The organism is Subdoligranulum variabile (assembly GCF_025152575.1).
Taxonomy (GTDB): domain Bacteria; phylum Bacillota; class Clostridia; order Oscillospirales; family Ruminococcaceae; genus Gemmiger; species Gemmiger variabilis.
On record NZ_CP102293.1, the window covers coordinates 2561603 to 2579746 of the forward strand.

Genomic DNA, 18144 nt, shown 5'->3' on the forward strand with positions numbered 1-18144 from the left:
AGACTCCACTTTGTCAAGATTGCTTCCCGAATTGGGAAAAAACGGATCACTGTGCGGAAGCCTTTTCGCTGTTCTTCTCGCTGGCAGCGTAGACGCGCAGCGAGTTGACCACGATGATGACACCCAACAGGATCAGCAGGATGGCCAGGATCAGCTGCAGGCCCTGCATCAGGAAAGTGGCGGTGCCGGCGGCATAGGCCTGCACACAGCCCACCAGGATCTGTACCAGGGCGGTGAAGGTCACGCAGAGCATAATGACCAGCGGCGGGAAGAGCATCTTGTTGCTGCGGCCGGTCACCTTCAGGAAGACGCAGAGGGTGACGAGCACCAGAGCGCTGAGCAGCTGGTTGGCAGAACCAAACAGAGGCCAGATGTTGCTGTAACCGATCTTCGCCAGAATGAAGCCGAAAACCAGCGTCACGATAGTGGAGAAGTAGGTGTTGCAGAACAGCTTGCGCCAGCCCTCAGCGTGTTCCATATCGTCCACGCTGAACAGCTCCTGGAAGCTCATGCGGCCGATACGGGCCACGGCATCCAGGCTGGTCAGGGCCAGAGCGGAAACGCACATCGTCATGAAGACGGTGGCGGCGTACACGGGCACGCCGAACATCTCAAAGAAACCGGCCACACCGTTGCTGAAGACCTGGAAGGGGGTGCCGGCGGCGGGAGTGCCGTCCGCAGCGGCGGAAGCACCGGCCACGCAGAGGGCCAGGACCGCCAGCAGACTTTCCAGCACCATGGCGCCGTAACCGACCTTGAGCATATCCTTTTCATTCTCCACGGTCTTGGAGGAGGTGCCGGAAGAAACCAGGCTGTGGAAGCCGGACACGGCACCGCAGGCCACGGTGACGAATAGGATGGGGAACAAGCTGCCGCTGATGAGGCTGCCGTTCTCACCCTTGACCACATTCCAGGCGGTGAAGGCGTGCAGGTTCATCGTGGGATGGGCCACCAGCAGACCGACGGCCGCACCGGCGATCATGAAGATGAACATGAAGGTGGTCATGTAGTCACGGGGCTGTTTGAGCAGCCACATGGGCAGCACAGCCGCGAAGAAGATGTAGATGAAGGTGATGTAGATCCAGCCCTCTTTGGCGAGGATGATCGGGCAGTTGGAGCCGATCACGAAGGACAGCACGATAAAGACGATGCCGATGACCGCTTCTTTCCAGCCGTCAAAGTTGAACTTCTTCTGGATCAGGCCGAAGATGACGGCAAACACCATGAACATGATGGAGACCATGCCGGCGGCGCCGTTGGTGTTGGCGGCAGCGGCCAGAGAAGTCACGCCATCGGTGGTGGTGTAGGCGTTGAAGGTATCGGCCACCATGTCGGCGAAGGCCGCGATGACCAGCAGGGTGAACAGCCAGCAGAACAGCAGGAACAGGCGGCGGCCCAGCTTGCCGATGTATTTCTCGATCAGCATGCCCATGGACTTGCCGTCATTCTTGACGCTGGCATACAGCGCGCCGAAGTCGGTCACAGCACCGAAGAAGATGCCGCCCAGCAGTACCCACAGCAGGACGGGCAGCCAGCCGAACGCAGCGGCCTGGATGGCACCGGTAACGGGGCCCGCACCTGCAATGGAGGAGAACTGGTGGCTGAACACGGTCCAGCCGTTGGTGGGAACGTAGTCTTTGCCATCTTCCAGCCGCACAGCAGGAGTCTTGGCGTTGGGGTCGATACCCCAGTTTTTGGCGATCCAGCGGCCATACCCGGCGTACGCACATACCAGACAGACCGCTGCAATCAGAACGATCACAAGCGTATTCATGATTTCTTACTCCCTCTTTCCGTATAATGGATTACAATCGCTTGCTTCATTACTTTAGCGCGCTGATGTGGGCGTGTCAACAATTTATCCATAATTTATTAATAATTTGGAAGAATGACAATTTTTGGGCAAAAAAGTAGAAAATATATGGACTGTTTTGTGAAAGGTGCAGAATTGACAAGACACATTTGATTGACTAGTATAAAGAAAAACGGCGCATCCGCCGCAGCAAACAGGAGGTCTGTGATGAAAGCGTGGTTGAAGGACGCAGTCTTTTATGAGATCTATCCCCAGAGTTTTTACGATACCAATGGTGATGGCATCGGCGATCTGCCGGGTATCATTGCCAAACTGGATTATATAAAGGAATTGGGATGCAATGCCCTGTGGATCAATCCCTGCTTTGATTCCCCGTTCAAGGATGCGGGTTATGATGTGCGGGATTACAAGAAAATCGCGCCGCGCTACGGCACCAATGAGGATGCGGAGGCACTGTTCCGAGCGGCCCACGCGAAAGGCATCCATGTGCTGCTGGATCTGGTACCGGGGCACACCAGTGAAGAACATCCCTGGTTCCTTGCCAGCAGCAAAGCGGAGAAAAACGAATATTCCGGGCGGTACATCTGGACCAACCATTGTTTTGCCTCGGGGGACGGTATGCCGTTCATCGGCGGGGAGAGCGAGCGCAGCGGCACCTATATTCTGAACTTTTTCAAATGCCAGCCGGCGCTGAATTATGGCTACGGCAAGATCCACGAGAGCTGGCAGCAGCCCACCGATGCGCCGGACTGCAAGGCGACGGTGGAGGCCATGAAGGATGTCATGCGGTTCTGGCTGGATAGGGGATGCGATGGTTTCCGGGTGGATATGGCGTCCAGTCTTGTGAAGAACGATACCCATCACAAAAAATATACCTGTGCGATCTGGCGGGACATAGCCGCCATGTTGCATGAGGAATACCCCGAGGCGGTGTTGGTCAGCGAGTGGAACGGACCGCGGATGGCACTGAAAAACGGGTTTGATATGGATTTCATGCTCAACCAGGACGGCAACGGATATGACTGGCTGATGCGTGCCTACGACGGCGGGATGGATTCCAATCCCCACAACATCGGCAAGGCTTACTTCTGCAAGGATTCCGGCACCGGGATCGACAAGTTCCTGGACGACTGGCTGCCCAGCTACAAGGCGACGCACAAGGACGGACTTTACTGCCTGATCACCTGCAACCACGATACGGTACGGCCTTCGGCGGGACTTACCACCGAGGAACTGCGGCTGGCTTATGCCATGATCTTTACGATGCCCGGTGCGCCGTTCCTTTACTACGGCGACGAGATCGGCATGCGGTATCAGAAACTGCCCACCAAGGAGGGCGGCTACTTCCGCACCGGTTCCCGCACCCCCATGCAGTGGGCACCGGGGAAAAATCTGGGATTCTCGGACGCCGCGCCGGAGGCTCTCTATCTGCCGGTGGACCCGGCGGCCGATGCGCCCACGGTGGCAGCCCAGCAGACAGATCCCCACAGCCTGTGGCATACGGTGCAGGAGCTGTTGGCTTTCCGCCACGGGCACCGGGATCTGGATTCCGACGCGCCGTTCAAGGTCCTGTTTGCCCCCAAGGCAAAAGGGGAGTACCGCCCCTTTGCCTGGCGCTGCGGCGCACTGATCTGCGCCGTCAACCCGGCGGGGGCAGCGGCAGAACTGCCTCTCAAGCTGGAGGAGGGAACTCGGCCCCTCTTCGTCATCGGCAACGCCGAAGTGCGAGGGGAAACCCTGCTGCTGGGCGCCCAGAGCTTCGCCATTCTTGGCTGATCCGGCCATACAAAAACAATGTCCCCGGCCCATATTGGGTCGGGGACATTTTCTGTATCCGTTACAGGGTCTTCAGCAGAACTTCTTCCATGGGGCGCTTGGGCACACAGTAGTCCCTTGCATCGTCCAAATAATATTTGGTGTTGCCGTCCACGGCGGTGACCAGGTGGCTCTGATGGCTGGGATAGCCGAAAGCCACCATATACCGCAGCTTGACGCCCTCGGGAAGCGCCAGCAGTTCTGTCAGTGCCGGCCGGTCGATGGAGCCCATCAGGCAACTGCCTACCCCGTGAGCCCAGGCGGCGGCTGTCATGCTGCCCATGGCAAGACCCACATCGGTGTCGCTGCAGCCGGGCAGGCGTTCGTCCTGCAGTACGGCGATAAAAGCCACCGGTTGTTCACCCGGTTTGGGACAGCCCAACTCCGGCGGCAGGCTGGCGGCCCAATGCACCAGCGGCTGGACGGCGGCCACGGCCTCAGGACTCTGCACGATCACATATTTCAGGGTCTGCCGGTTGTTGCCGCAGCTGGCAATGCGGGCGGCTTCCACAGCCTCGGTCAGGATTTCCGGTGCCACAGGGCGCTGTTCGAAGCGTCGATAGGTGCGCCGGGTACGCAAAAATTCCATCATATCCACAGAGGGTCACATCCTTTGTTTTTTGTATCAGTATAGCAGTCCTGACTTTATTTATCAACCACTGTGGAAGTGCGGCCGATGCCTACGGCTGCGGAGGCAATCTTTTTCCAGCTGTTGCAGCCGCAGACGCCGTCGGCCGTCAGCGAGAAGTCCTTCTGGATGGCTTTGAGGGCGCTTTCGGTGGCGGAACCAAATACGCCGTCCAGGGAACCGCTGGGATAGCCCAGGGCATTGAGGGCGTCCTGCAGGATCAACACATAGGTGTTCCGGCTGCCGCGGCGCACGGTGGGGTAGCCTGCGGTGGTGTTGGGACAGGCGGGTTTGCCGTAGCGTCGGTCAAAATGGACCCAGGTGGGGGTCATGGACAACGGCTCCACATAGCCCCAGGCGCCGGTGGCCACAGCGGTGTCATAGATCTTTTTGCGGGCGGTGCTGCTCAGACTCTGGCCTACGTCGAAGGCTACACCGGCATAGTGCTGACTGGTCGTGCCGTGGCCGCCTTCCCAGATCCGTTTGAAAGCATACCCCACCGGAATGCTGCTGCCGTAGTTGCGCCGGGTCAGGTTCCAGGCCTCCATGGCGGCCACGGTGGTCCACAGCACGCTGGACTTGCTGGACCCGCGGAACTCCCGTACCCGCAGTGTGGTGCCGGAACTGTAGGGCATGGGATCGCTCTCGTTCAGGGTATAGGTGTAGAATTTGTTGGTGTAAGAGTCGTAAACAAATACTTTTGCCATGATGTTATCCCTCCTTGGCTTGTTGGCAGGTGCTGCACAGCGCCTCGGCGGCGGTGCGCAGACTCTCCCAGGTGGCTGCGTCCACCACGCCCAGCGTTGGCAGACCGGCAGTCAGCTGGTAATTCTCCAGCGCGTTCTGGGTGGCGTCATCGAAATCCCCGGTCTCCGGTACAAAGCTGTATCCCTGGTCCACCGAGGCAATCAGATTCAGCCAGCGCTGCACCTGCAGCACGGCAGGGCCGGAACTGCCCAGCGTCAGCGCCGAAGCAGGCCAGATTCCATCCGGTTCCGGGGCGGCGGCCGCAGGGTTGACCTCGGACAGGGACTGCGCTGCTTTCAGGAAAACATTCCAGTCGGCGGCGGTCACCTGACCGGTCTCCGGCAGGCCGAAATACCGCTGGGCGCTGCGGACGGTGATCTCCAGGTCGTTGGAGTATACATCACTGGGTGCGGTACTGCCCAAAAAGTTGATCTCGGGCAGCCACTGTCCCAAGAAAAGGAGCAGACGATCCAGCCGCAGCACCGAGGCACCGGTATCGCCGGGCTGCAGCGTCGAAGTCGGCGCCGGCAGAGAAGCTGCCCGTACCACAGGGCCGCTCTCTGCCAGATTCTCCACGGCGGCATACAGACTGTTCCAGGTCAGCCGTCCCACAACACCATCTACCGTGAGGCCCGCCCGGGCCTGCCAGGCTTTCACGGCTTTGGTCGTCGCTGAACCGAAAACGCCGTCCACTGTCACCGAGGGGATGTCGCTGTAGTACGCCGACAACCGGCGCAGATAGTACTGGACAGCCCGCACCGTGGTGCCGCGGTTGCCTTCCCGCACGGTGGTGGTGAACTGGCCGGGAGCTACATTGGGCTCCACGATCTCGTTGGCTACGGCCAGCGCCACTTCGTTGAGTTTGTTCCAGGTGGCACGGCCCACCAGACCGTCTGCCGTCAGCCCGAACAGGCTCTGGAATCCCGTGACAGCCCGCTGGGTGGAGGCGCCGAAATTGCCATCCACACTGACGGCGGCCAGGGCTGAGTAGTTTTCCGCCGCCAGCCGCAGCCAGAACTGTACCAGACGAACTTCCATACCGGTGTCTCCGCGACGCAGCACGATGCCGGGCCAGGCGGTGCCGCCCAGGTCACTCTGCATATCCAGCCAGGCGGAATACAGTGCCTCCCAGGTGGCCTGCCCCACAACGCCGTCGGCTGTCAGGCCCTGCTCCTGCTGGAAAATCTTGACGGCCCGCTCGGTGGCGGCACCAAAGTTCCCGTCCACCGTCAGAGCCGGCAGGGCACTGTTGAACTGTGCCAGTTCCGAAAGCCAGAACTGCACCTGCTCCACTTCGCTGCCGGTGGAACCCCGTTTGAGAACCACGCCGGGCCAGCTGCCGGAACTTTCTGTGCCGGTGGCAGTCTCGCCTTCGCTGGTCAGCTCGGCCAGATCCTTGACGCTGACGTAGATGTAGCTGATTTTATACCAGGTTGCCTTACCTACCAAACCGTCGGCGGTCAGGCTGAATTGTTTCTGGAAGTTTTTCACACACTGTTCGGTGGCAGCGTCAAAGGTGCCGGTAACCTCCGGCTTGCCAAAGGAGGGATAGTCCTTGGCAATGCGGGAAAGCTGACGCTACAGAGTGCTCACGCTGGTGCCGGTGGAACCCAGTTTCAGCGTCACGCCGGGCCAGCTGACGGGAATATCCGCAATGTTGTTGGACGTCACCAGCTGTACTCGGTCGCCGTAGTAGTACCGCAGGATCTGCAGGGCGGATTTTCCTTCGTTGGCACGATCCACGGTGCCCCACTGTTTCATACCGGGGCAGGTGACCTGCTTGCCGTCGCAGTATTCGGTGAAGTAGGGCTCCTGGTCGCCGGAGCGCCGCACGTAGGTGTTGAAGAGCTCCGCCGTGATCCGTTCCATAATGGCAAAAACCGTGCGTCCCGCTACGTAGGCCTGGTCGTAGCCTGGCGATCCTGTGATATTGAAGGCATAGCCGCGGCTGGGATACCACTCGGTCCAGATGCGGTTGAGCGCCAGACTGATCTGTGCCAGGATGTTGGCCCGGATGGCCTGCTCGGGCCAGGTGGGGTAGATTTCGCTGGAAGCTACGTTGGCGATGTATTCCTGAAACCCTACCGTCACGTTGCTCACGTTGGCGGAGGGCTTGCCCAGGTGTACCGTGATTTTTTTGGGAATGACCACTTCGTTCAGGACCCGGGCGTTGAGATTTTCCTCCGGAGTAGGGCCGCTGCCGCCGCCTCCCGCAAACAAGACATGGGGCGGAATGGTGGTAACTTCCACATTCTGCTCTTCGGTGCGGGCGTCGGTGAGGGTGGGGACGTCCGCCGGTCCGGCAGGCAGGAAGGACAACCGGGCGACGGTCTCCTGACCGGCGAAGATCTGCACCCCGTCCAGAATCTGGCTCTGCCAGCCGTCGGCTTCGGCGGCAAGGCGGTAGACCCCGTAAGGCCGGATGGTCTGATTGTCTTCGTCCAGACTGTAGCTGGCGTCGGGGGCCTCCAGGTCCAGAGGACCGGCGGCGCCCGATACATCGGTGGTCAGCCGGGCCAGGACATTGCCGGATTCGCTCTGCACCGTCAGCCGTACGCCGGACAGCGGTGCTGCCTGATTCGCCACCGAGGCAAAGACGCGTAATGTTCCATTTGGCATACAAAAAACACCTCCTGCCCACAGGCTATGACAGCGGGGGACAAAAGGTGAACACAAAAAGGGGCCGGCGGGAATTTCCCGCCGGCCCCTTGACTGTATTGAATGAAACGAGAGGAAATCAGGCCTTGTTGGCAGAGCCGAACAGGGCAATCTTCTCGCGCACGGTGGCCTTGATGGCCTCGGCACCGGGAGCCAGCAGCTTACGGGGATCATAACCCTTGCCCTGCACATCCTTGCCGGCCTCGATATACTTACGGGTGGCATCCGCAAAGCTGAGCTGGCATTCGGTGTTGACGTTGATCTTGGAAACGCCCAGGCTGATGGCCTTCTTGATCATGTCATCGGGAATGCCCGTGCCGCCGTGCAGAACCAGAGGAATGTTGTTGGTGGCAGCGTGGATCTTGTCCAGCGCGTCGAAGTCCAGGCCCTTCCAGTTGGCGGGGTACTTGCCGTGGATGTTGCCGATGCCGGCAGCCAGGAAATCGATGCCCAGGCTGGAGATCATGGCGCACTGTGCGGGATCGGCCACTTCACCCATGCCGATGACGCCGTCTTCCTCACCGCCGATGGAACCGACCTCGGCCTCGATGGACAGGCCATGGTCATGGGCCAGCGCGACCAGCTCGGTGGTCTTGGCAACGTTCTCTTCGATGTCGTAGTGGCTGCCGTCGAACATGATGGAGGTGAAGCCGGCGGCAACGCAGGCCTTGGCGCCTTCGTAGGTGCCGTGATCCAGATGCAGGGCGACGGGAACCGTGATGCCCAGGCTCTCATCCATGGCCTTGACCATGGCGGCAACGGTCTTGAAACCGGTCATATATTTGCCGGCGCCCTCGGAAACACCGAGGATCACGGGCGAATTGAGTTCCTGCGCAGTCAGCAGGATGCTCTTGGTCCACTCCAGGTTATTGATGTTGAACTGGCCCACTGCATAGTGGCCATCGCGTGCTTTCAGCAGCATATTGGTAGCATTTACCAGCATATCAGATACCTCCACATGATGTTTGTCGGACAGGGCACACCGACCCCCGGCGTGCCGTCGGTTTCATTATACCCTGACTTTGACAAAAAAGCAACAGCATTTTTTGCCGGGCTCTATGTACTTTTTGCCCATTTTGCCGCGAAAAGAAATTGCGTGGAAGATTTTGTAAATTCCGCGGGAAAACCGGGGACTTTTGCAGTCAAAATTGATCGCTTTGCCCACTTGACAAAAGGACTTATCCGGGCTGTTATAGGGAAAACTTTTCAACAGCCGGTGCAAAACTTGGCTCCCAAATGGTGGAAAAGTGGATGAGAATGCGGCTTTTCCACACTTTCCACAGAGTTTTCAACAATGGGAAAACCGGTTTTCCTCTACAAAACGTATAAAGGATGTTGTATCGTGCAATCCGAAAAAGGGTTTGCACTTTTGGCGCATCCCGGCAAGCGTGGCGGAAAAAAACACCGCAGGACCCGACAAAAACTGCAAAAAAAGGTGACAAAGCGTCGCGCCTTGTGCTATACTGTTATCTGTATAGTCAGCACTACAAATCAGAAAGATAAAGGCAGGGGACCAGGGCGTCCCCCAGGAGGTATGGGATGGAAAGACCGGGTCGCGAACAGGCACCGCAGCACACCGACACGCTGGTATGGGGCAAGAACCCCGTGACCGAACTGCTCAAAAGCGGGGAGACGGTGGATACTGTCTATCTGGCGGATTCGCTGCCCCAGGCGGTGGCGGGATACTATACGGCACTGGCCAAACAGAGCGGCGCTGTGGTCAAGCGGGTGCCCGGCAACAAGCTGCAGAAGCTCTGCGGCACGCCTGATCATCAGGGGGTTGCGGCCCGCGCGGCAGAGGTGCAGTACGCTTCCCTGGAGGACCTTTTTGCCGCAGCTTCTGCCAAAAACGAAGCGCCGTTCCTCGTCTTGTGTGACGGGGTGGAGGATCCCCATAATCTGGGGGCCATCATCCGTTCGGCGTATCTGTGCGGCGCCCACGGTGTTGTCATCCCCAAGCGGGGCGGCGTGGGGGTGACCGGTACGGTTATGAAAGCCAGCGCCGGTGCGGCGGCCCGCCTGCCGGTAGCCCGGGTGACCAACCTTGCCCAGGCCATCCGCACGATCAAGGAACATAATGTTTTTGTCTACTGCGCGGATCTGGGCGGCGCCCCGCTTTCCCGCACCGACCTGTCGGGGCCGGTGGCCCTGGTGCTGGGCAGTGAGGGCGGCGGTCCTGGTGCACTGACCCGCAAGCTCTGCGACGCAGCGGTGACACTGGAAATGGCCCCCGGCCAGGCAACCGGTGTGGACAGCTATAATGTCAGTGTGGCGGCAGGCATCCTGTGCTACGATGTGCTGCGCCGCCGTACCGCGCAGTGAATTTCACCTTTTCTGTAAAGGGAGCAATCGAACATGCCAAGCAAACGTACCAATGATTCAGTGGACCGCATTTTGCAGGATCTCAACCAGCAGCAGACGGCCGCCGGTGTGCAGAACACCGTGACCGATCATCAGGTGGATGAGATCCTGCGCAGTGTGGGCATTTCCACCACACCGCTGCATGGCACGCCGGAACAGGACCATAAGATTGCCTTTGCGGGCCTTGACGACCTGGATGGGTTTGAGGATTTTGTCAATCCTGCACCTGTGCAGCCGCGACAGACGGCTGCGGTGCCGGCATCCTCCCGGACGGCTGCGCCGCGATCCACTGCACAGCCGGTGCAGTCGGTACAGGCAGCCCCTGTGACGGCGCAGCCTGTGCGTCCGGTGGAGACGGCACGCCCCGAGGTGCAGCAGGAGGCGGCGAAGGACCCCTCCGATACCGGCACGCTGGGAGATACCACCCGCACCGGCATCATCAAAGGTTTTCTGCTCAAGATGGCACCGGATGCCGGGGCGGATACCGATGCGCTGAATCAGGGCAAGAACCAGTTCCAGAAATTTTTCCGGGACTCGGTGGCGGTGGTGCCTGATGAAAAGGGAAAGATCCGGGAGCCCGGCAAAAAGAAGCGGGGCCTGTTCGGGTTGAAATCCGCAGAAGATACCGACGAATTTGTGCCCATCAATGTCTCGCTGGGCGGCGGAAGCCAGAATCAGGAGGAGTCTGCCCAGGAACCTGTGGAGGAATCGCCGCAGGAGGAGTATTTCCCCGACCGGGAACCGGTGCGGTCTGCGCCGCCCGCCAAAAAGCATGGTCTGCTGGGCGGGCTTTTCGGCAGCAGGGAGTCCAATACCGAGGAGATCGTTATTCCCGAGGCACGGCAGGAGGAACCGCCGGCCACCTACCATGCCCAGCGGCGGGCACCGGAACCCCAGGAAGAACCTCAGGGAGATACGGTGGAAAATGTCTGGCACAGCAAGTATACCCGTGCTCCGGCGGCTCCGGCAGCGCCCTCGGCAGACGAGGGCGATACCATGCAGATGCTCCGCGGCATCCAGAAGGGGATGCGGGAGCGCACGGCCCCGAGTGCTACCAGTGCTACGGGTACCATCTACCGCAAAAAGCGCAATACGGTGGAATTTACCCCCGGGCAGAAGATCCGCACGGCACCGCCTGCCCAGGCAATGCCGGATCCTCCTGCCGGGGAACCGGTGGGCGAGCCCATCAATCTGCCCCGGCATCAGGCTGCCAGTACGGGCTTTACCATGCAGTTGGGCGCACTGGATGCTGCCCCGGTGGACAGCACCCAGGATTTCATGAACGCCTACAATGCGGTGCGCCCCCGCACGGCACCCCGTGAGGCCGATCCGCAGCAGCATACAGAAGCCGAGGCACCGGCGCAGTCTGCCCCGCAGACGCCGGGCCGGGACCCCTATGCCGATACCCGGGTGGTGGGGCTGCCTTCCGAAGAAAGTCTGCTGGGGCGCCGGGAGCCGGATGCAGTGGACGAACTCGTGGATACATTGACCGGCAAAATCCGACTGACGCCCCAGGCGCCGGAGCATAGCGGCTTTACCCAGGACCTGAGCGGCGGCGCAGCGGCTCCGGCTCATAGCGGCTTTACCCAGGATCTGGGTGGCGGCGCACAGGCATCCACCGGGTTCACCCAGAATCTGGCGGGAGGAGAACCGGCCGAACCGGGTACGGCGTCCTTTGTGCACGACATTGCCCAGGCCATCAATACGGGCACCGCGCCGGAAGGAACTGCCCGCTTTGATACGGCAGCCGCCCGCCTGACGGAGTCGCTGGCGGATGCGGCAGAGGAGGAAGAACGCCGCGGCCGCAGACGGGCCAAACGCCTGGCCAAGAATATGATGCGGCTGGGCGGCAAACCGGAGGATGAGCAGGCGGATTCCGCAGCACAGCCTTTTGAGACGGCGGAGATCCCGCCCATCCGCCACCATGAGTATGAGCGCGCCGAGGACGCCCCGGTGGTGCGCCGGGAACTGAGCCAGCAGGTGCTTTATTACACTACGGCCACTTTTGCCACGGCAGCCATCACGGTGGTGTTGCTGGTGCTGGGGTTGATGGCGGCGGCTCTGCCGTCGCTGCCCGGTCCGCTGGCCGACCCCACCGTCTATCCGGCGGTGGTGCTTGTTCTGCTGCTGGCGGCGGGAGGTCTGTGCTGGCGCACCGTGGTTTCCGGTGTGGTGGGACTGGCCAAACGGGCCACGCCTGACAGTCTGGCGGTACTTCCTCTGCTGGGGGCTGCCATACAGTGTGTGGCGCTGCTCATCGCAGGCAACTATACTTCCGACGTGACGCTGATGGCCGGTCCGGCGGTGCTGGTCCTCTGCCTGAACACCATCGGCAAACGTATGAATGCCTGCACCATGCAGGAAAACTTCCGTCTGGTCAGCGCAAAGGTGGAACATTCGGTGGCCTATCGGCTGAAGGATGCCGGCGCACTGCGCGCCGTGACCACCGGTCTGGCGGAGCCGCATCCCAATGTGCTCATTAACCGCCCGACGCAGATCTTCCGCAGTTTCCTGCGCAACAGCACGGCAGCGGGCACCAGCGACAAAAATCAGCAGCAGTTTGCCTGGCTGGCCGGTGTCTGCGCACTGGTGGCCATGCTGATCACGCTGATCCGTACCAAGGACAGCGCCTCGGCCATGATGGTTCTGGCGGCGGTGCTCTGCCTGGGCGCTCCTTTGGCAGGGACGCTTCTGTCGGCACTGCCTGCCCGCATGATGCAGCGCAGCGCTGCGCAGGTGGGCGCCGTGGTGCCCGGCTGGCGGGATATCCGTCAGCTCGGCCGCATCAACGTCATTCAGGTCACGGCCCGGGATCTTTTCCCCACCGGCTGTGTGACGCTTTCCGGTATCAAGCCGGTCAAACCGGAACACATCGATCTGGCCATCGTCTATGCCGCCTCCATCCTGGCGGAAGCCGGGCCCACGCTGCGGGAGGTATTCCTGGGCATGCTGGGCGAAAACCGCAATCTGCTTGCGGAAGTGGAGGACCGGGAGACAGTCTACGGCAAGGGTTATGTGGGCTGGATCAACAAACGCCGGGTGCTGGTGGGCAACCGTGCCCTCATGCAGGATTACGGCGTTAAAGTTCCCAGTCTGGAATATGAACAGCACCATACCGTCAACCAGCGCCGGGTCATCTACCTGGCGGTATCCGGCAAGATGTTTGCCATGTTCCAGGTGGCCTATCAGCGCGACCCCGATACCGCTGTGGTGCTGGAAAGCCTGCGCCGCACGGGACTTTCTCTCGTGGTGGACTGTGATGACTTCAACTGCGATGTACAGCTGCTGGAAGCGGCATACAGCCTGCCCGCCGGTTCGGTCAAGGTGCTGAACGCGGCAGAACGCAAGACGCTGGACCCGGCCGTGGCCTGGCTGCCGGAAAGCGAGGGCAACATGCTCCATCTGGGCAGCTTTGCCAGCTTTGTGGGCGGCCTGGAGGCTGCCGCCGGTGCCGCGGAGGGAGAACACAAGGCGTCTGTCTTCGTGACGGCCGCAGCACTGTTCGGCTGTGCGCTGGGCGTGCTGCTCTCGCTGACCGGCGGACTTATTACCCTGCCGCTGGCGGCCTTTGTGCTGTATCAGGCGGTCTGGTGCGTGCTGGCACTGATCTTCCCGCTGCTGCAGCGGTATTGAGGCAAAGGGGCTGAAGCCCCAAACATGGAAAGGGGCTTTGGACGTGTATCGTACCCGGGAAAAACAGATGTCCATCTATGATTTCCTGCCGCCGTATCACGGCGAACTCAGCGGCCGCAACCGCTGGATGCTGCTGGCGGATGCCATCGACTGGGACCAGTTTGAGAAATCCTACAGTGAGCTGTTCGCCCCGGGGGGCAAGGCGGCTATCTCGGCGCGGATCGCGCTGGGCTGCCGGATCATCCAGCTGCACTACCGGGTATCGGACCGGGAGGTCGTGTCTCTGGTGCAGGAAAGTCCCTACCTGCAATATTTTCTGGGAATGGAATCATTCACCGACCAAATGCCGTTTTCGGCCCGCACGGTGGCCCGGTTCCGGGCACGGATCCCCGACAGGGCCGTGCGTCCGGCGGTGAAACTGCTGCGCAGTTTCCGCTGAACACAATCATGATGAATATAGAGGTTTTATGGAATTCTTTCTGGATGCGCTGCGGGATGCATTGACCGACAGCGTCAAAATGCTGCCGTTTCTTTATCTGGCGTACCTGCTGATCGAATGGCTGGAACGCCATCACGGCGACCGCATCGAGGCGGCGCTGGCCGGCGGCGGACGCTGGGGCTTTGTGCCGGGTTCTCTGTTGGGCTGTATCCCCCAGTGTGGATTCAGCGCGGTGGCTTCCAACCTGTATGCCAGCCGGGTCATCACCCCTGGCACACTGCTGGCGGTCTTTATCGCCACCAGTGATGAAGCCGTGCCGCTGCTGGCGGCAGAGCCGTCCCAGTGGCCCAGTCTGGTGGCCTTGCTGGTCTGCAAGGCAGGCTTCGGTATGGTGGGCGGGGCCTTGCTGGATATTCCGCTGCGGCATGTGCTGCCCAAGTCCCTGTACGGCGGTTACGCCGGTCACGCAGATGAGGTGGACTGCCATGAAGAGCACGAAGAGCACAGCGGCATCTGGCTGGCGGCTCTGCGTCACACGCTGGAGATCTTTGTCTTTATTCTGCTGTTCAGTCTGCTGATCGGCCTTGTTTTTGCTTCGGTGGGGGAGGACGCTATCAGCTCGGCTTTGGCCGGTATGGGCATCTTCCAGCCCATGCTCACCGCACTGGTGGGCCTTGTACCCAACTGTGCTGCCAGCGTACTGCTGGCCCAGCTCTATATGGAGGGGGCAATCTCCTTCGGCAGCCTGTTTGCCGGCCTGACGGCCGGTGCCGGTGTGGGCCTGGCAGTGCTGTGGCGGGTCAACCCCAGCTGGAAACAGAATCTGTTCATGACCGGTCTTCTGTGGGCGGTCGGCGCGGTGGCCGGCATGCTTCTGCAGGTGGTCGTTCTATAAAAACTGCCCGCAGCCGCGGGAAACAAAAGATTCGGGAGGAAACAGCTATGCAGTATACCATCGAAAATGACATCCTGCGCCTGACAGTGGATTCCCTGGGCGCCGAGGTGGTCAGTGTCATTCACAAACCCACCGGTGCGGAGATGATCTGGAGCGGCGATCCCGCAGTCTGGGGACGTCACGCGCCGATTCTGTTCCCCTACACCGGCAAACTGACCGGCGGCAAGATGATCGCCAAAGGGGTGGAATACCAGGGCGCTCAGCATGGATTTGCCCGGGATGTAGAGCACACGATGACCCGCCAGACCGACGACACCCTGGAATTTGAGCTGCACGCCAATGCCCAGACGCTGCCCAAGTGGCCCTATGCCTTTGTGCTGCGCTCCACCTTTGTGCTGGAGGGGGAGACTGTCCACCACACCCTCTGTGTGGAGAATCCTGTGGAGGAACAGCTGCGTTTCGGCATCGGGTATCATCCGGCTTTTGCACTGCCCTTTGATGACCGTCACACCACCGAGGATTACGAGATCCGCTTTGACGGCATTGAATCTCCCCTGTGTGTCAGCGCTATGCCCAATGGTCTGCTCAGCGGCAAGAGCTACTATCTGGCCCGCAACGTGGAGGCCATTCCGCTGACCGATGATCTGTTCGATAACGACAGCCACTGTATGGTGAATCTGCGCAGCCAGCATGTCTCCATCGTGGAGAAGGATACCGGCCGCAGCGTGATCTGCGACGTGGAGGGGTATCCGTATGTGCTGATCTGGTCGGCTCTGAAAAAACCGCTCCATTTCGTCTGTATCGAACCCTGGCACAGCCTGCCCGGGGAAGAGGACGGTCCGCTGGAATGGGAGCAGCGTCCCTGTGCGGCGTCGCTCAAGCGGGGCGAGAGCTGGTCCACCACCCTGTCCACGACTTTCGTGCGCTGAGGAGTTCTCATGCAAGGATTTGCTGCGATCCGTCGTAATCGCTGGCCGCTGACCGGCGCGCTCTTGGGCGCGCTGGTCTTTGTGGCTTTATACGGGGTACGGGTGCTGGACCCCACCTGCGTGGACTGGATTTTGAATAACCCCAGCCCCGATCCCTCCCAGCATTATCTGGGGTGGGCCTTCTTCCGCCGGAGCACGGTGCGCCCGCCCTATCTGGGCGCCAACTACAGCGCCATCTATCCCTACCGTACCAGCATCCTGTTCACCGATTCCATCCCGCTGCTGGCGCTGCTGTTCAAATGTCTCAGCCCCATTCTGCCGGATCGGTTCCAGTATTTCGGGTGGTGGGGTCTGGCTTGCTATGCCCTGCAGGGCGGGCTGGCCCAGGCCATCCTGGCCCGGCTGGGCGGTGTGCGCAAAGAGCAGACTGCCCGTGGCTGGGCCACGGTGGCGGGGGCCGGGATTGTTGTGCTGTTCCCGGCGTTGACCATGCGGATGTTCGCCCATACGGCGCTGGCCGCCAACTGGCTGATTCTGCTGGCGGTATGGCTCTGGCTGCAAAGTGATCGTCTGTTGCCCACCACCCATCGCGCTTGCCTGGTCTGGGCGGGTATGGGTATCCTCTGTGCGGGAATTCATCTGTACTATCTGCCCATGGTCGGCATTGTCCTGGTAGGGTATGCGGTTCGCCGCGGCCTGCAAAAGCGCGGGGCGGCCGCCGTGCTGCTGCCGGTGCTCTGCTTCTGCGCGGCGGCTGGCGCCGAACTGGTCATTCTGGGCGCTTTTGCGGCCAATTTCGCGGGGTATTCCAACGGCTATCTCAGTGGTGCCGATCTGCTCAATCTGGTGGTGCCGGGGATCGAGGCCAGCTGGGAACAGAATGTCTACATCGGCCTCGGTGCGGTGGCGGTTCTGGTGCTGGCGGCTGTCAGCCTGGTGGTGGCCTGCGTGCGGGGCAAAATCCGCTTTGGGGCGTTCTGCCGCCGCCATGGCGGCTGGATGTTCGCCGGCACAGCGGTGCTGGTCCTGGATGCGGTCGCTGCCATGGGCAACACCCTCACTCTGGGCGGTCACACACTGGGCACCATCCCCATTCCCCAGGCGCTGATGGACTTCTGGGCCATGTTTTCTTCCTGTGCGCGGCTGGCCTGGCTGGCAGGGCTTTTGCTGGCGTTGCTGGCCTGCGGTGTGGTGCTGCGGCTCTGGAACGGCCGCGCGGCGGTGATCCTGCTGGCGGCTGGCGCACTTCTCCAGGGATACGGCCAGCGGGAGGAACTGGCAAACCGGTTCAGCCGTTACCACGACGCTGAAACCTATACGAACCAGACCATCCTGACCGATCCTGCCTGGGAGACGCTGGGCGAGCAGGGCAAGTTCAGCCATCTGGCCTTTGTGAGCTTCGACTTTGAACACGATGAGTTCTGGGATCTTGCCGCTTTTGCGGCGGACCATGGCTGGACGTCCAACAGCTTCTACATGGGCCATATGGACGGCAACCTGGCGGCGGTGACGCTGGCCGGGGAGATGAACACCCTTTCTCCCGACACGCTGTACGTTTTTATCGATGAGGATGAGCTGGCACGGGACTCCTTCGGGCTGCACTATTACCGGCTCGACGGTGTTCTGATCGGCAGTGTGGAACCACTGGACCTGACGGAAGACCCGGTGCCCGCGGCAGATGCCCACGAGGTGGATCTGAGTCTTTCCGATGTGAGCAATGGTTCCGTCACCGGGGAGGGCGTGGAGCTGAGCAGCGGCGGCGAAATGATGACGGATGCCTGGATGCTCTTCCCGGGAACCTATCAGGTGACGCTCACCGGGAGCGGTTTTGACCACAGCTATATTTACGCGCGCCATGGACTCATCAACCAGGAAACTTATAAGCTGGACATTGAGTTCATCGGGATCGACCCCGGAAAGATGGTTTTCACGTTCTCCACCGGGGAGCCGCTGTACTATTGGCGCACGGCGGTGCACACGCTGGATGATACGCCCGTCACCATCACCAGTATTACGGTGGAAAAGACGGGCTGACGCCGGTTTGTGGTGTGGTTATCCTTGACAAACATGGGGCTTTCTGCGTACAATGAAAGTGCCATGGGGGAGTAATTCCGCACTGCATGGTGCGCGGCGTGTTCGCCATACCCGGCCACCCGGCCCGGACCGCCGGAACAAAGGAATGAGACTCATGCACAGGCTTACCCTGTGCATGAGTTTTTTTATTAC

Annotated in this window: 14 protein-coding genes; 8 read left to right on the forward strand and 6 right to left on the reverse strand. The window is 60.7% G+C overall.

What is annotated here, in order from left to right:
- Positions 1-46: 46 nt before the first annotated feature.
- Positions 47-1774 (reverse strand): carbon starvation CstA family protein, encoded by a 1728-nt coding sequence (locus NQ490_RS12010; RefSeq protein ID WP_007046042.1) that lies wholly within the window; start codon positions 1772-1774, stop codon positions 47-49.
- Between the two features lie 246 nt (positions 1775-2020).
- Between NQ490_RS12010 and NQ490_RS12015 the strand changes: the two genes are divergently transcribed.
- Entirely contained in the window at positions 2021-3589 is a 1569-nt protein-coding gene (locus tag NQ490_RS12015) for an alpha-amylase family glycosyl hydrolase (RefSeq protein WP_007046043.1), read from the forward strand.
- 61 nt (positions 3590-3650) lie between these two features.
- Here the strand turns inward: NQ490_RS12015 and NQ490_RS12020 are convergent, their stop codons facing one another.
- From NQ490_RS12020 to fba, 5 genes are all read right to left on the reverse strand, one after another.
- Positions 3651-4220 carry a nitroreductase family protein gene (locus tag NQ490_RS12020; protein ID WP_007046044.1) on the reverse strand — a complete coding sequence of 190 codons (570 nt, stop codon included), beginning with the start codon at positions 4218-4220 and terminating at the stop codon, positions 3651-3653.
- A 53-nt stretch (positions 4221-4273) separates the two neighbouring features.
- The gene (locus NQ490_RS12025; RefSeq protein WP_007046045.1) at positions 4274-4963 is read right to left on the reverse strand and encodes a peptidoglycan-binding domain-containing protein; all 690 of its coding nucleotides are present in this window, start codon (positions 4961-4963) and stop codon (positions 4274-4276) included.
- A 4-nt stretch (positions 4964-4967) separates the two neighbouring features.
- Positions 4968-6494, reverse strand: coding sequence for a peptidoglycan-binding domain-containing protein (locus NQ490_RS12030; protein ID WP_007046046.1), 1527 nt, complete (start codon positions 6492-6494; stop codon positions 4968-4970).
- Between the two features lie 87 nt (positions 6495-6581).
- The gene (locus tag NQ490_RS12035) at positions 6582-7622 is read right to left on the reverse strand and encodes a hypothetical protein (protein WP_007046047.1); all 1041 of its coding nucleotides are present in this window, start codon (positions 7620-7622) and stop codon (positions 6582-6584) included.
- Between the two features lie 118 nt (positions 7623-7740).
- The gene (gene fba / locus NQ490_RS12040; RefSeq protein ID WP_007046048.1) at positions 7741-8604 is read right to left on the reverse strand and encodes a class II fructose-1,6-bisphosphate aldolase; all 864 of its coding nucleotides are present in this window, start codon (positions 8602-8604) and stop codon (positions 7741-7743) included.
- 15 nt (positions 8605-8619) lie between these two features.
- On the opposite strand from fba, the gene NQ490_RS12045 reads away from it, so the two are divergent.
- From NQ490_RS12045 to NQ490_RS12075, 7 genes are all read left to right on the forward strand, one after another.
- Complete coding sequence (locus NQ490_RS12045; protein ID WP_147644640.1) at positions 8620-8916, forward strand: hypothetical protein; 297 nt, start codon at positions 8620-8622, stop codon at positions 8914-8916.
- Positions 8917-9200: 284 nt separating this feature from the next.
- The gene (gene rlmB / locus NQ490_RS12050; RefSeq protein WP_007046051.1) at positions 9201-9983 is read left to right on the forward strand and encodes a 23S rRNA (guanosine(2251)-2'-O)-methyltransferase RlmB; all 783 of its coding nucleotides are present in this window, start codon (positions 9201-9203) and stop codon (positions 9981-9983) included.
- Positions 9984-10016: 33 nt separating this feature from the next.
- Positions 10017-13655, forward strand: a complete 3639-nt coding sequence (locus NQ490_RS12055) for a hypothetical protein (RefSeq protein ID WP_007046052.1) — start codon at positions 10017-10019, stop codon at positions 13653-13655.
- A gap of 43 nt (positions 13656-13698) precedes the next feature.
- Positions 13699-14094: a transposase gene (locus NQ490_RS12060; protein WP_050764664.1), complete on the forward strand. Its 396-nt coding sequence runs from the start codon at positions 13699-13701 to the stop codon at positions 14092-14094.
- A gap of 28 nt (positions 14095-14122) precedes the next feature.
- Positions 14123-14989, forward strand: coding sequence for a putative manganese transporter (locus NQ490_RS12065; protein ID WP_007046054.1), 867 nt, complete (start codon positions 14123-14125; stop codon positions 14987-14989).
- Positions 14990-15036: 47 nt separating this feature from the next.
- Complete coding sequence (locus tag NQ490_RS12070; RefSeq protein ID WP_007046055.1) at positions 15037-15918, forward strand: aldose 1-epimerase family protein; 882 nt, start codon at positions 15037-15039, stop codon at positions 15916-15918.
- 9 nt (positions 15919-15927) lie between these two features.
- Positions 15928-17952, forward strand: coding sequence for a DUF6311 domain-containing protein (locus NQ490_RS12075; protein WP_007046056.1), 2025 nt, complete (start codon positions 15928-15930; stop codon positions 17950-17952).
- Positions 17953-18144 lie beyond the last annotated feature (192 nt).